General features: G+C 39.2%; 9 protein-coding genes and 1 pseudogene. 5 read left to right on the forward strand and 5 right to left on the reverse strand.

Features of this window, described 5'->3' with window-relative positions; genetic code table 11:
* Window positions 1–169: 169 nt before the first annotated feature.
* A complete protein-coding gene (locus IM319_RS06110) occupies window positions 170–514 on the reverse strand; it encodes a hypothetical protein (protein WP_287077839.1) in 345 nt (114 codons plus the stop codon).
* Window positions 515–740: 226 nt separating this feature from the next.
* Between IM319_RS06110 and IM319_RS06115 the strand changes: the two genes are divergently transcribed.
* A complete protein-coding gene (locus IM319_RS06115) occupies window positions 741–1,178 on the forward strand; it encodes a hypothetical protein (protein WP_287735008.1) in 438 nt (145 codons plus the stop codon).
* 99 nt (window positions 1,179–1,277) lie between these two features.
* A complete protein-coding gene (locus IM319_RS06120; RefSeq protein WP_287735009.1) occupies window positions 1,278–5,870 on the forward strand; it encodes an ATP-binding protein in 4,593 nt (1,530 codons plus the stop codon).
* A gap of 139 nt (window positions 5,871–6,009) precedes the next feature.
* Here the strand turns inward: IM319_RS06120 and IM319_RS06125 are convergent, their stop codons facing one another.
* Both IM319_RS06125 and IM319_RS06130 read right to left on the reverse strand, forming a co-directional pair.
* Window positions 6,010–7,050 (reverse strand): DUF1611 domain-containing protein, encoded by a 1,041-nt coding sequence (locus IM319_RS06125; RefSeq protein WP_287735010.1) that lies wholly within the window; start codon window positions 7,048–7,050, stop codon window positions 6,010–6,012.
* The gene (locus tag IM319_RS06130; protein WP_287735011.1) at window positions 7,043–8,095 is read right to left on the reverse strand and encodes a dipeptide epimerase; all 1,053 of its coding nucleotides are present in this window, start codon (window positions 8,093–8,095) and stop codon (window positions 7,043–7,045) included. Before IM319_RS06130 ends, IM319_RS06125 begins: the two co-directional genes overlap by 8 nt.
* A 207-nt stretch (window positions 8,096–8,302) precedes the next feature.
* Here IM319_RS06130 and IM319_RS06135 point away from each other — a divergent pair, with 207 nt between their 5' ends.
* Window positions 8,303–9,466 (forward strand): LptF/LptG family permease, encoded by a 1,164-nt coding sequence (locus IM319_RS06135; RefSeq protein WP_287684431.1) that lies wholly within the window; start codon window positions 8,303–8,305, stop codon window positions 9,464–9,466.
* 439 nt (window positions 9,467–9,905) lie between these two features.
* On the opposite strand, the gene IM319_RS06140 is transcribed toward IM319_RS06135, so the two are convergent.
* On the reverse strand, window positions 9,906–11,915 hold the full coding sequence (locus tag IM319_RS06140; RefSeq protein ID WP_287735012.1) for an acyltransferase family protein: 2,010 nt from the start codon (window positions 11,913–11,915) through the stop codon (window positions 9,906–9,908).
* Between the two features lie 428 nt (window positions 11,916–12,343).
* On the opposite strand from IM319_RS06140, the gene IM319_RS06145 reads away from it, so the two are divergent.
* Both IM319_RS06145 and IM319_RS06150 read left to right on the forward strand, forming a co-directional pair.
* The gene (locus IM319_RS06145) at window positions 12,344–13,687 is read left to right on the forward strand and encodes an adenylosuccinate synthase (RefSeq protein ID WP_286826374.1); all 1,344 of its coding nucleotides are present in this window, start codon (window positions 12,344–12,346) and stop codon (window positions 13,685–13,687) included.
* Between the two features lie 27 nt (window positions 13,688–13,714).
* Window positions 13,715–14,272 carry a 50S ribosomal protein L25/general stress protein Ctc gene (locus IM319_RS06150; RefSeq protein WP_286826373.1) on the forward strand — a complete coding sequence of 186 codons (558 nt, stop codon included), beginning with the start codon at window positions 13,715–13,717 and terminating at the stop codon, window positions 14,270–14,272.
* 580 nt (window positions 14,273–14,852) lie between these two features.
* On the opposite strand, the pseudogene IM319_RS06155 reads toward IM319_RS06150, so the two are convergent.
* Window positions 14,853–15,182: pseudogene (locus tag IM319_RS06155) on the reverse strand (hypothetical protein); the annotation flags it as partial.
* Window positions 15,183–15,407 lie beyond the last annotated feature (225 nt).

The following is a 15,407-nucleotide window of genomic DNA, read 5'->3' on the forward strand; positions in this document are numbered from 1 at the left end:
CGAAGGTTACATGATATCAGCCAGACTTGGAAACTATCTCATCAAATTAGTCCCCCCATAGAACCTCCTTGAGCCATCTTGCACACTTTTCTCTTTTTGTCAAATTTTATGTTAAGAAAGATGTGACTAATGGATAGCCTTATTAAGGGGGGATTAAGGGGGGATCGATCTAGAATTTAACCTTACTAGCCAACCAATTAGTAATTAATTTAGGGCTATTTTTTTTCACCCAATAGAGAGCATAAATTCTGAATATAGGCTTAGAAAAACGAGCGATCGCTTTCATAATAAAATTTAAGTTACGACGAGGAAACTTTTTATTAATTAAATTTAACGAACCCACATCGTAAAGACAGTCGATGATAATTCTAAAAGTCGTTTCCTCTCTTTGGAATAAACTATCTATTAACAATAGCACTTCCTGAATCCGTTGCTGTTTAAGCTGTTCCTCTTCGGAAACAGCCGAGAGAATCTGCTGCTGCTTAGATAATTTACTATCCGATGGGGTTAACATGATATGGTCGCCGAAAAATTAACTTGTTTTGATTTTATCCCTATTTGCCGATTTTGCAAGACCAAACCCCCCATCTATCCCCATTTTTACGATAACACGGATCATTACTGGTCTTTCCTCTCCCATGCCGTCTTGACTGTCATTGCTGTGATTGTGTCATGGACTGTGACTGATCGAGAAAAATAAGGTAGAATAAAATTATGAAAGCTAAAATGAGGACTGAATCATGAATGATCCCTTAACCACAAGTTTACTCGTCAATTTAGCAGTACAGGAATTTATCAAGTCTGGTACAGGAGAACTGGCTAAACGTTTTACCACTGAAGCAATTTCTAAAATCCCTATATTGTGGGAAAAAATCAAAACCCGATTAACAGGAAAATCAGCTAAGGTGGATGAGGCATTAGCTAAGGTAGAAAATGGAGATAGTACGGTGATTGAAACGATTACAAAAAATCTCGATGTGGTGTTAGATGAAGATCTTGATTTTGCCGAGGAATTACGAGTTTTAGCTCAGACTATCCAAGCGGGGAAAATTCAAGATAATAGTAGTATGGTTCAAAATAATTCTGATAATGCCAAAGGTTGGCAGACAAAAGTTGAAGGAGGAACAGCTTACATTGGAGAAAATCATATTAATCAAGCACAAACTCCTAAAAACTAAATTAAGGCCGATGATTTATGTAGCTAGACACAATTAATTATACATATCTAACCACCTCTTGCCTATTCCAACTAAGAAGTTAATTTTATCCTATTACTTATGAGTGACTTAATTACCCAACTTTGCCAAATTATAGCCGAAATTCTGCAAAATAATCCCCAAGCAGATTCCCCTGAACTCATCGCACTGGTAGAAGCCGAAATTAAGACTAATTCACAATTGATTGAGGCGATAAAAAATGATTCTCGTCTAACTCAAATTAATCAAGACGATACAAAAGCTTTTCAAACCCTAGTAACAGGGGGAATTGCTAATATTGGCATTTTCTTAAATGACGTTAATCAAGAACAATTACAAGAGGTTTTACAAAAAGTAATTAATTCTTTCAATGTAGAATCAGATATCCGTAAACTTGAAGAACATGGGAATTACATTTTAGAAAATGAAATAAAATCTACCATTAATGGCATTCATATCAAAAGACCTGATATATTAAGTCAATTAATTAGCCTCACTAAAACGACTAATTTTGTTTTTGTTACGGGTGAGCGTGGTTCAGGAAAATCTAGTCTCATTAAAGAATTTGCTAACCAGATTAAACAGGATATTCCTACTTTTTGTTTACGCACCACTGACTTAGATCAATCTCATATTAATTGCGTATTTTCTGCCATAGGATTAAAGAGTTCACTGCAAGATTTAGGAGAAAGTTTTGCTATCATACCCAAGAAATATTTAATCATAGAGTCATTAGAAAAACTTCTTGAATTGGAAAATAAAACTGCCTTCACTAATTTACTTTATTTCATTAATAAACAACAAGGATGGACGATTATTACCACTGGACGTAATTATGCTTATAATCAAATAATCTTTACTTATCTTCAACCTAACAAAATTAATTTTGAAACCTTAAACATAAAAGGATTTAATGATGATGAGATACAACAACTATCGGAGCAAATTCAATCTTTAAAAACCTTGTCTAACAATCATACCTTAAAAGACTTAATCAAATGCCCATTTTATGCTGACTTAGCCTACAGAGTGCTAGAAACAGGAAAAGAATTTACTCCCGAAGATGGAGAAAAAGAATTTCGTGCTGCAGTTTGGCAAAATGTCATTGCCAAAGAACACGAAAGAAAAGATGGAATTCATTTAAAACGAAGAAAAATATTTATAGAAATTGCCGTTAAACGAGCTAAAAAAATGCTTTCTGGTATTCTGGTAAATGAATTTGATAGTGAGGCATTAAATAAACTAGAAGAAGATAATTTAATCCGTCGTGATGCTAAAAATCTTGTTAGTCTCGCCCATGATATTTTAGAAGATTGGGCAATTGAACAATACATTGGGGAAATTTATCAAGAAGATTCAGATGATATACCAAAGTTTCTTGATGGGGTTGGTCATGAACCTGCTATGAATCGAGCTTTTCGTTTATGGCTTCATCAAAAATTAAGAGATGGCGATAATATTGATGATTTTGTCTATGATATTCTGAAAAGCAAAAATATTCAACGATGTTGGCAAGATGAAACAATTTTCGCAGTCCTTCAAGGGGACAATCCAGATAAGTTTTTGAGAAAATTAAAAAATCAATTATTTACGGAAAATGCGGAACTTCTGAAACGTTTCTGCTTTATTCTCCGTATTGCGTGTAAAACACCTTGGAAAATTCAAGAGAATAATCAATCAACATCTCTAGAGCCTCATGGGAAAGCTTGGGAGGTAATGATTCATTTTTTATATGAAAATAGAGAACTTTTATCAACCGATTTATTATCTCATATAGTAGCCGTATTAGATGAATGGTCATCCATCTTAAATATTAATGAAGAACTACCACCATCAGCCCGTGAAGTAGGATTGCTTGCTCTTTATTTATTAGATAATTTTAAAAGTGTTTATGGAAATAGAAATGATAATAATCGTAAAAAAATATTGAGTCTTATTATTAAAACAATTCCTGCCATTCGTCAAGAGTTTTTGAAGCTTTTAGAAACTGACTTGTTTATTTATCAACAAGAACAAGGTAAACAAAAGCTTTACGACGATTTTTGTAAAATGGCTTTTCTGGGAATTGAGACAGCTTTCTTTTCTAAATATGCTCCTGAATCTCTAATTAGGTTAGCTTATGATGAATGGTTTATAAAAGAAAATAATGAAGATGATGAACATCGTATATTTTCTTATAGAGGCATCGATGTTGACGAATGTTTTGGGCTTTATGAGGATAAATTTTCACCTGCTAGTGGAGCTAAAGGCCCCTTCAAATATCTATTACATTCTCATTGGAAACAAGGTCTAGATTTCATTCTTAACTTACTTAATATCTCTGCCGATAAATATGCTCATTCAGATTTAGATTATCACCGTCAATCGAGTTACTTAAGGGTAGGCTATTCTAAGCCACTGATTGAAACGATAGAAATAGAACTAAATGATGGCTCAAAAATACAACAATATTGCTCTGGACGTTTATGGGGAGCGTATCGTGGTTTCTCTGTAGTTCCTAACTTATTACAATCAGCTTTAATGGCACTTGAAAACTGGTTAATTGCTTGTGCAGAAACATTTGAATTCCAACAAATCGAGTTGCTATTTGACTATATTTTAAGAAATAGTAATTCTGTGATGCCAACAGCAGTATTAGCTTCTGTCGCAACAGGATTTCCTCAAAAAGTGGGAAAAGCAGCACTGCCTTTATTACGAAATCCTGAACTTTATCATATAGATAGGGGACGAACTATTCAGGAAAGAGGAATTCATGAAAGTAACTGGCATAATTCCTATTTCCAGCGAGATGTACTGTCTAAAGTTTATTCAGAAGAAAGACGTATTTCAGCATTACGTTCTTGGCGAAAAAATCATTTAGAAATGTTGATTATAAGTCTTCAACTTTCTGAATGGAGAAATGATGCCTTAGCAATTGTTGATAAGTTATATAAATCTGAACCAAAAGATGAAATCATGCGTTTTCTTCTTCATAGAATTGATAGCCGCAACTGTAAATTGACTCCTGATTATGAAAATAATAAAATAATAGTCGAATCTCCAGATTTAGAACCAGATTTGAAAGAACATCAGCAAGAGACCCTAGAAAGAATTCAAAAGATGAATCGTCTCTATACCCTGCAATTATGGTCAGATAATAAAATGAGAAACGAACCCCTTGAAACTGATTACTTTTCAACATGGCAAGAAGCATTGTCTGAAGCAAAATATTGGGATGAACAGTTAAAATCTGGGCAAGCAAATGATTCTACCATAATAAACTATGGTGGAGTTGTTACTTCTGCATCAATTTTCATTAGAGATTACCATCAAGAATTAAATGAATATGATCTTAACTGGTGTATTGAGATAATTGTTAAAGCCGCTGTAGCCAATGCTAATATAGAAAATGACATTTTAATATGGGATGAAACAGACTGCGATGGTTCAGCATCAGCCGCATCTATTCTCCCTCTTTTATTTGATTTTATATCAACAGATGAGGATAGATTAAGATTAAAGGAAGTTATTATTATCGCCTTAACTCACGTTAATCAGAATGTCAGACATCAAACCGCAGAAGGAATTAGAAAATATTTATGGCAAAGAGAGCCAGAATTTGCTCAAATGTGTCTCATAGGATCAATTGAGTATGCCCATTTTGAAAATAAACAAGAAAATTGGGCTTTAAAAAGACGATTATCTTTTTTAAAAAGCGAGTGCAAGAGTATAAGCGATGAATTAAATAAATTATTAACCAAAAAAAATAAATTTACAAAACAATTTCTTCAAGGTAAGCTATCAAATAATATTGAAGCAATTACTTTTCAATCTCATAGCTCTTGGTATCTTTTAAGCCCTTGCTTAATGATTCCAGATGGCTCAATAGAATCTAGCCATATTCTATTCTTGTCTAGAATATTAAATCTTTTCTTTGAATATGAGCAAGAAAAAAATAACCGTGATAATCAACATAATAATAGATATGAGATGCACTACGAGTTGCCCTATGATTTTGGCAAGCGTTTTGCAGAATATTTATTTCATTTGCATGATTCCAACTTTCAAGACTATATTAACTTGTTGAGAATTGGGTGTGAAAAAATGCCAAGCTTTATTGATTCCCTTTTATTATATGTTGCAGTAGTGGCTGAAAGAAAAGGAGAAATAGAAATATACTGGAAACTTTGGCATCAATTATCAAAAACAGTACAAGATATTGCCCTCGAATTAGCTAATACTAATTTTGACACACAGGAAAGTGATAAGCGTAAATTAATTCGTGGAATGTTACACGCTGACTTAGATTGGCAGAGAATTGATTATGAAAATGCGGATATTTCTCTTGGTAAAGACTTAATATTAGAATTTGTGGAAAATGCGGGACAAAATTGCGATGTATTTAAATCTCTAGCTTCATTAATGTATCATTTTCCTGCTATCTTCTGTAAATCAGGACTGCCTATTTTAGCCAAGCATCAAAAAGAGAAAGAAAACACTCATTTACTCTCAAGGAATACAGCATTTTATCTAGAAATGGCAATTCAACGTTTTCTACAAAGTGAAAATACGGGTTCTTTACCCAAAAAACTCCATGAATCTTGTTTTATACTATTAAACGCCATTATTGAGACAGCTTCATCAAGAGCTTATTACCTTCGAGAACATTTAATCCGTTCTCGTAAAATTGTTTAGGATGAGATAAAACTTTTAGGTATATATTTCGATATGTTTCTGGAATAAAAGTAGTATCTCTAGCAACGATTCAGTATAAAAATGAATCTAAACTTACCCATCTACCTGACAGAGGGAATTATACAACTCTATTTGATTACTAGGCACAGATCACTGATAATAACCCTTGAGCGCCAAAACGGACAACATCGGTACAAAATAACCCCGTTTCCTCCTGCACAGTTTCTATAGCTTTAACTGCCGCCTCCGGACTAAGATGAAAAGTATTTAAACTAATCCCTTTTACCTTCACCTCCCCGAAACTTCCCCCGGCGCTGGCAGTCATTTCGTAGAGTTTAATCACTTCCGTTAGGGGAGGGATGGGAATATCGGGTAAATCCTTGATATGAATTTGTCCAGCGCGATGGACAAGAATTAACCCCGTTGGTTGACTGCCACGCATTAAGGGCAAGGTAGCAGTGGATCCGGGGTGTAATAGCGAGCCTTGACCCTCAATAAACAAAATATCGTTATTTTCCGCCGATTCTAACACCAAAGCCTCGATCGCACCAGTGGCATAATCAACGCGCACCGCATCCAAGGGTACACCTTTCCCTGCGATCATAATTCCCCCCTGTCCAGTGGCTAAAAATTGCGATTTTAGCCCTTTTTCTTGGGCAACCCGATGTAATTCGATGCTAGTGGACATTTTGCCCACACTCATATCCGTGCCTACGGTTAAAATACGCTGACAGGTTAAATTTTTCGCCTGCGCTTGCCCAATTTTTAAGTCTTGGGGTTCCAGACGGATATCCCAAATCCATTGATCCGGTTTAAGCTGAGGAAAAAGGGGTTTTAGGGGTGTATGGAGACCATTAACGAGGGATAACCCCGCATTCACCCCCTCTTTAATTTCTTCTAGCCAATGGGGGGGTAAAATGCCTCCTGAAGGTGCGATGCCAATTAACAGAGTATCGGGATGATAGGTTAAAGCTTCCCTAACACTAGCAACAATCGGCAAGGGGCGATCGATTCCGGCCACTTCTTTTAAGGTGCTGCCGGCGCTTTCTGCGTCAATAATCGCCACTACCTGCGCTTTCCCGTAACGCAGATAACTTAATCCGGTTTTGCCGCGAGTTCCTTTGATTCCTTCGTGGAGAAGAATCGCTACTTTCTTGTCAGGAGTCAAATAATTAGTCATCTTTTGTCCGTAAACTAACACCCAAACCGGGTGAATTATTTGGTTGTAAACGTCCCTTTTCTAAGCTTAATCCCGTGAAGGGATCATCGCGTAAATTTAAATGACTATCTAGGTCAAGATAGTTGACAAGCGGGCCAAGATGTGCTAGGGCAGTATTGGCTAAACTGCTATCAGAGTAACATCCGAACATAATTTGCAGTCGGCAAGCTTGGGCAACATGAATCATTCTCTGCACTTCGGCTAATCCACCAGCTTTCATTAGTTTAATATTAATGCCGTGGACTCGATCGGCCAGTTTCAGGATATCTTGACTAGAAAAACAGCTTTCATCGACGAAGATAGGTAGGGGCGATTTTTGGTATAAATCAATTAAATCTCGTTCTTGTCCGACGGATAGGGGTTGTTCCACATAAATAACGCCTTTTTCCTCTAACCATTGGCACATTTTCACCGCATCGCTAAATTGCCAACCACCATTAGCATCGACAGTTAGGGGCAAATGGGGGACAATTTCTTTAATGGCCAGAATTATAGCTCGATCGGCTTCTATACCGTCCGGTGAGCCTAATTTGACTTTTAATAAGCTAAAATCGCCGATTTCTAGCCAATCTAACAGCCTTTTCTGCACATTTTCTGGAGAATTTAAACCGATAGTAACAGAAACTGGCGGAATCAAAGAGCGATCGAGTCCAAAAATTTGCCAGAGAGGTAAATTAGCTTTTTTGCCTAACCAGTCGTGCAGTGCCGTATCAATAGCGGCACGAGTAGCCGAAGATATCTGATTTTGCCATAAAATTTTCTCAATTTCTTGGCGTTGACAGGGGTGAAAAGATTGTAAAATAGGAGCGATCGAGTTTAATTCTTGCAGGATTTTATCGGGGTTTTTCTCCTCGCTGGTAATATCAAAAGGGGATGCCTCTCCCCAACCTTCGATATTTTCCTCGCTAATTTTCAGCCAGATATTAGTATTTTCGCTGGTAGTGCCGCGACTAATCCTTAAAGGTACTCGTTTATGAATAGTAAAAGTTTGCCAGTTTAGCAGCATAATTCACCTGGGGATGATCGGGGAATAGGAACAGAAAAATTATCTACACTCACCCAAATCCTTGCTTCTGTCCACTCTCCCCGCAATCATACAACTTCCGGCGGTGTTTTTCGTCAAAGACAAAATATGATAGGCTAACCGAAGGTGTAAGCAAGACGGCTGCGGGTTAGGAAATGGGATGAAATAGGAGTGAGTTAACCAAAATCAATGATTAAGAAAAAGATTTCTTACTGGGTAAATAGAGGTATTGCCCTCATTGATCGCTATCTGATCAGCCAACTACTACCCCCATTTTTATTTAGTGTTGGTTTATTTGCCTCTTTGGGAGTAGCGATCGGGAATCTTTCCGATTTAGCTAATCAGGTAGTTGATGCGAATCTACCCCTCGCTTCGGCCCTAGAAATTCTCCTGTTAAAAGTGCCAGAATTTGTCACTTATTCCCTACCAGTTTCTCTTTTGCTGGCCACTTTAATCACCTACGGTCGTTTAAGTAGTGATAGTGAAACCGTTGCCCTGCAAAGCTGTGGAGTCACTCTTTATCGTCTTTTTATACCCACTTTTTGCCTGAGTTTAATAGTTACAGTTGTGACATTTTTATTAAATGAATATGTGGTTCCAAATGCTAATTATCGAGCCACAGAAATTTTAGTGCAGAAAATTAATAAGGAAGCAAGTTTTTGGAAAAATAAAGATTTTTATTATCCCGATTATGAAATAAAAACCCTAGAAAATGGTGCGATTAATCGCAATTTAAGAAGTTTATTTTATGCCGAACAATTTGACGGGGAAAAGATGAAAACCGTCACCGTTATCCGTTGGCTAAAACAAGAATTAAATCAAATTATTATCGCCGATTCGGCCCGTTGGAATGCCGTCGATAACGTCTGGGACTTTTTTAACGGCATTATCTATGAATTAACCCCCCCTAACGCCTCCTATAGCCAAGTTATCCCCTTTAAAGCCGAAAAAATCGCTTTATCTCGCTCCGCTTTCGATTTTGCTCGTCAAAGCCGCGATCCCTACGAGATGAACATACCACAGGCGATCGAATATGTGCAACTGCTCAAACTCAGTGGCGATGATAAGAGAGTCAGGTTTTTTCAAGTGCGAATCCAGCAAAAAATCGCCTTTCCCTTTGTCTGTATCGTCTTTGCTACCATAGGTTGTGCCTTGGGTTCTCTACCGCAAAGAATCGGTCGGGGAACCAGTTTCGGTCTCAGTGTCGCCATTGTTTTTCTCTACTATCTTTTCAACTTCTTAGTGGGTAGCTTGGGACTAACCGCCACCCTCTCCCCCTTCCTAGCTGCCTGGCTGCCTAATTTTTTCGGTTTTGGGTTAGGTCTGTGGTTATTATGGCGACTTAACGGTTAGACTTTTTTGAAAATTTTCGTCAAGATAGGAGACGTAGAGTTATCGCAGGCCCCTTAGTCTATGTTTCCCTTCTTCTTCAACACTTGTGGCAGCACTTCCCGCCAAGAATGTCAAGAGCGTAAATTAAAGTTATCATGATACTAAATCCCTTGAGTATAGGCTACTTATAGGGAGAGGCACGGGAGCATCTCACCTTTGTAACCCCTAAATCAGGTTTTTATGTCAAGCTATTTTGAAAGCCTTGCTAGAAAACAGTTTTAGGGATAAGTATAATTACTCACTTGTATAAATGAGATGCTCCCGAGAGGCAGGCTTTTCTTCCCTAGCTGTTGAGAGAGTCAGCTTTTAGTAGCTCGCTTTCTACTGCTATTGTCAACTGTTTCTTCAGTCCTCCAGTAATCTTTAACATTTCCTCAAGACTTAGAAAATCAACTAGATACTATGTACTGTGACGAGAAAAGCCTTCCTTAGTCAATCGTTGCAAAAATTGCAAGAAGTTATCTCGAATTTTATCTGTAGCCTGGAGAGTAAGATGGTTCTCATCGGAATAGAGCCTTTGATTATCCTGTACAGCATGACAATACTTCTCACTCTGAGGACATAGTAAGGCAAAGGGATCGAAAGCGACTAAATTGGGAATGCTCTCAATTTCCCGACGTAGAATGATTGTAAATTTCTCATTCTTTTTCGTTAGTTCTTCCCGCTCCATCTTGACGAAACACTTATCCGATGGCTTTCTCCTGAACCATTCTTGAGTACACAAGTCTAAAGGATATAAATCAGGCATCTCAGGAGTTGGGAACATAACAACTATTTTTATATTCTGATTGTCTTGAGCAAAATTCTTAAGCTCCTTCAGCCATCTTAGTAGAGCATCTTGAGGGTTTTCTGTTACTCCCGATTCAAGATAATAATTGATTCTCTCGTATCTCCTCGTGCCAATACGCGGCTGTCCAAAATAATAAGCGAGGTAGGAAGATAGAATGATGATATTGTTTTCTTGAGGATCTAAACGATTAATTTGATTATATACTTTTTTGTTTAGGGTTTTATTATTGTTCTGATTTTTGGCTAAGGTCATTCCTCCTACGGAACTGGAATAGTCCATAGCTGGGAATATGGTGGCGTTAATTGCTACTACTTTGCTATTCATTTTAAGCTCCTCAGCCACCTGTTCTACCATTCCTTTGTAATGAATAGCGTGACTATCACCAATAAGAATTATCTTACCTTGCTTTTTATCCTGTACTATTACAGATTTTTTCTCGGAGATATTATCTGGCTTTTGCTGATTCTTGCTGCCTGTATATAAAGCTCTTGCGGGGGAGGATAGAAGTCCGATTAATAGGACAGTTGCCATCGCATAAGCAGTTATACCATATAGTATAGATTTCCCTTGAGAGTTAGACCATTGCTTATGTCTAAAGGGTTTTTCTACCCAATAGTAAGAAGCAAGAGAAGCTAATACTATGCACAGTAATTGTATAGGGAATGTCCATAAATTGATCCCCACGGTCAATTTACTTAAAACAATTACTGCCCAATGCCAGAGATACAACGAGTAGGAAATTAAACCAATAAAAACCACCTGAGGCTGAGTGAGTAGGTTGAATATCTTGGTTTGAGGACGTAGGGAAGTAATGGCTATTGCTGTTAATAATACACAGGCGATTGTTACGAGGACAATAAATTGACTCGGTACAAACATAATGGCTAGTAGGCATAATATAGCTATACCAGCAGGCAACTTTTTCAGATAATCATGAAGGCTACTTTTACGATTGTATAGGAAAAGGAAAAGGAGACTCCCTGCTCCCATCTCCCAAAAACGAGAAGTCATCAGGAAGTATGCCCCTGGTTGATAGGCTGCGTTAAAGTGAATGAAAGAGACTAGGGAAGCAGTGGAAAGCACGCACATCAACCAAAAAAGATTTTTCGATCCTTTGATGGTTTGCTGAGTAAAGCCTGTTAACCAAACTAAAAAGGGAAATAATAGATAAAACTGCTCCTCAACGCCCAAAGACCAAGTGTGAGTAAAAATGTTCCTCTCTGCCCACACCCCAAAATAGTCGGTGGCTTGCTTAAGCAGATAAAGATTTGAGACTCCGAAAAGAGACCCGATTCCCGTTCTGAGAGAGGCTATAGGATAAACTTCAAATAGGCAAATGAGAATGCTGCTAATAATTACGCACAGCACTAGAGCGGGCATCAGACGCTTTACTCTTCTTCCATAGAATCCCCCAATAAATTCGTTAAAGTTTTTCTGTGTTCGCTTCGCTAGAGATGCAGTGATTACATAACCAGAAATAACAAAAAAAATATCTACACCTAGATAACCACTGGGCAATAGGTCTTTGTTAAAATGGTTAATAATTACGGCTAGGACAGCTATAGCTCTGAGTCCGTCAATCTCAGGTCGATAGCTACTCGCAGATTTACTTATATCCATAGGAGAGAAGTTGAGTAGTTAGTTGATATTTTTTATATTTTTTCATATTTGCAACACACTTTAACATATCAACCCTTCTTTGACAAGTAATTCCCCATTCCCCTAGCCTAGTGTAGTTCGCATTTTTTGGCTTGTGGTCAACTCTTGATACCCAATACTGCCCCAGTACACAACCGCTGAAATTCTCACTCGTAATGCCTTACTACCTAGGAATTGGTGATCGCCAATGGGTTTTGCTGGCGGCGTGGTTTCCCCTGGAAAAAGAACGATGCCGCACCGCAGAGCGACAAGAAAAAGGTAAATAGGCTGAATAAACGTGGTGAAGGGCGAAATAAAGCCATAACTAAATCAATATCGCTCTTGACAAAATGTCTATCCAGTGTAGATAATGGTAGTTTGTGTGAACTTTAGCTAGACTCAATAAACCCTTGGCTAACGTTATAGTGATTGGTGCCCAATGGGGCGACGAAGGAAAAGGAAAAATCACGGATCTGCTGAGTCGATCGGCGGATGTTGTAGTGCGTTCTCAAGGTGGCGTAAATGCGGGTCATACCGTCGTCGTCGAGGATCAAACGTTCAAACTCCATCTAATTCCCTCTGGGATTCTCTACCCAGATACGGAATGTATAATCGGCTCGGGAACAGTCATAGATCCCTCGGTGTTACTCAAAGAGATGGCGCAATTACACGCCCTCAATGTTACCACCGACAATCTCTATATCTCGCAAACGGCTCATGTCACTATGCCCTATCATCGGCTGCTCGATCAAGCATCCGAGGAAAAACGGGGTAAATATAAAATCGGCACCACGGGAAGGGGTATCGGCCCCACCTATGCCGACAAATCCGAGCGCATCGGCATTCGAGTCATCGACTTGATGAATACCGAGAATCTGCGGCAAAAACTAGAATGGACGATCAATTATAAAAACGTCATTTTAGAAAAGTTATATAACTTACCGCCTTTAGATGCGAAGACGGTGATCGAGGAATATCTAGAATATGCCGAGAAACTGCGTCCCCATGTGGTCGATAGTTCCTTAAAAATCTACGAAGCAATCCGCAAGCGTCAGAATATTCTCTTTGAAGGGGCCCAAGGAACCTTACTCGACCTCGATCACGGAACCTATCCCTACGTTACCTCCTCCAATCCGATCGCCGGCGGTGCTTGTGTGGGTTCTGGCATCGGTCCGACGGTAATCGATCGAGTGATCGGTGTGGCTAAAGCTTACACCACTAGGGTAGGTGAAGGTCCATTTCCCACGGAATTAGAGGGGGAGATCGAGCAGTTATTGTGCGATCGCGGGGCGGAATTCGGGACCACCACCGGCCGTCGTCGTCGTTGCGGTTGGTTTGATGCGGTTATCGGTCGTTACGCAGTGCGAATCAATGGTTTAGACTGTCTAGCGATTACCAAATTAGATGTTCTCGATACCCTAGAGGAAATCAAAGTCTGTGTCGCCTACCAATTGGACGGCCAAACCTGTCGCCATTTACCCAGCAGTGCGGTGGAATTCGCCCGTTGTCAACCGATTTACCGAACGATGCCGGGGTGGCAACAACCCACCAGCGATTGTCGGAGTCTGGAAGACCTGCCCAAACAGGCCCTCGATTATCTAAAATTCCTGGGGGCGATCATGGAAGTACCGATCGCTATTATCTCCCTAGGAGCTAGTCGCGACCAAACTATTATCGTTGAAGACCCCATTCACGGGCCAAAACGCGCTCTTTTGGACGAAAATGGCTCGCCTTGGGATAATTACGAATTTTAAATCATTGCCAAAGAGGATTAGTCAACTATGCAAGTTAGCGTTGAATGTCAAAAAAGACCCGAAAATATTAACCCCAGGGCCCTACGTCGTCAGGGTTTGATCCCGGCTGTTCTCTACGGCCACAGCGGCACGGAATCGGTTTCCCTCGTGGTGGGAGAAAAAGCGGCCTTAACCCTGCTCAAAAAGGCCTCGGTAAATAATACCTTGGTGGATGTGAATGTTCCCGAAATGCCCTGGACGGGAAAAGCTTTGATCCAAGAGGTACAATCTCATCCTTGGAAAAGAAATCTCTATCACCTCAGTTTCTTCTCAGTATCTGCCCACGGTAAGCTCGATATCGTTGTTCCGATTAAAGCCATGGGAGAAGCGATCGGAACTAAACAGGGCGGTTTAATCGAACAGTTCGTCAACGAAGTTAATGTCTCCTGTATTGCTGATAATATCCCGGAAGTGATCGAATTTGATGTTTCGGAGATCGGTGTGGGGCAATCCCTGCTCGTGGGTGATTTGAAAATGCCAGAAGGGGTGACTTTAAAAGACGATCCCCATACCACCGTTTTTGCCATTGTTGCCGCTAAACGGTAAATTCAGTGATCGGTGGTCGGGTAATAGGGTTTTGGGGTGATAGGGTGTTGGGGCTTTAGGGTTTTAGTTGAAATTCCCCCACTTCCCCACTTCCCCACTTCCCCACTTCCCCAACCCCCACTCTGCCATAACTGCTACTGCATACTTTGTGCTTTTTGTCAAAAAAACTTTTTCTTTGCAATAAAACTACACAAAAAAAAGATCATCGTTGTGGGTGAAACTGACCAATTTACCCGTCTCAATTGGAATCACCCTGTAGGTGTAGCAAGGGTTTCAACCATTGCTGTCTAAAAAAGCACAGAATAACCGACTCTAAAATTCTATCAAATCGCTGTAACCATTACAACATCGTTGTTAAATAAAAATCTTTCTCAATTAATTCTTAAGAATTTGTAAATATTGCGAAATGTTAATTTAAATATTCTCAAGTTTTTGGAGTCAATAAATAATTTTTGCTTATCTTTGGCGCACATTGGGTTAGAAGTCAGTTATCAGTTATCAGTTATCAGTTATCAGTTATCAGTGTCAGCTTTTTTCTCCCCTCTCCCATTTCCCCTCTCCCATCTACTGGGGAGTTAGATAAACGGGGCAAAATTTCCTCATTGTAGGGGCTATTTTCTTGTTTGGCCTGTCGCTGTAGTTCAGCAAAAACGGCGGTTAATTTCGCCAGACAATTACGCACATCGGCACGAGTGGAAGAATTACGATAGGGTTCTAGGAGAGCGCTATTTAGGGCAATTTGACCTAATAATCCTAGATTATCGACAGTTATCTGCCGATCTGGATGAGGCGAAAAAAATAGATCAATTTGTCGGTTTTCGTCGGTAATTTCCTTGCTAATTTCTACCTGGCCTAGAGGCGATAATAATTCTTCCAGATAGTTTTTAGCAAATTGGTCATGAGGTTTCATCAATGGAGGGGAAGAAAAAAAACGTAAGATTAGTTAGGGTCTGCTGAAAAAGTTTTTCGGTGGGGGTTGGGGGTTGGGGGATGGTGGTTGGGGGATGGGGGATGGGTTTTACCGATTTTCAGGTGGTCAACTACCTAATTTTCAGGGAAAAAGTACCTGAATTTTCCCCCTGATCACTCCCATGCCTGGTACTTTTTGATTGACAAAAAGTCTAAAAGTCTTACC

Origin of the sequence: Microcystis sp. M113S1 (assembly GCF_020246945.1) — a bacterium.
GTDB lineage: Bacteria > Cyanobacteriota > Cyanobacteriia > Cyanobacteriales > Microcystaceae > Microcystis.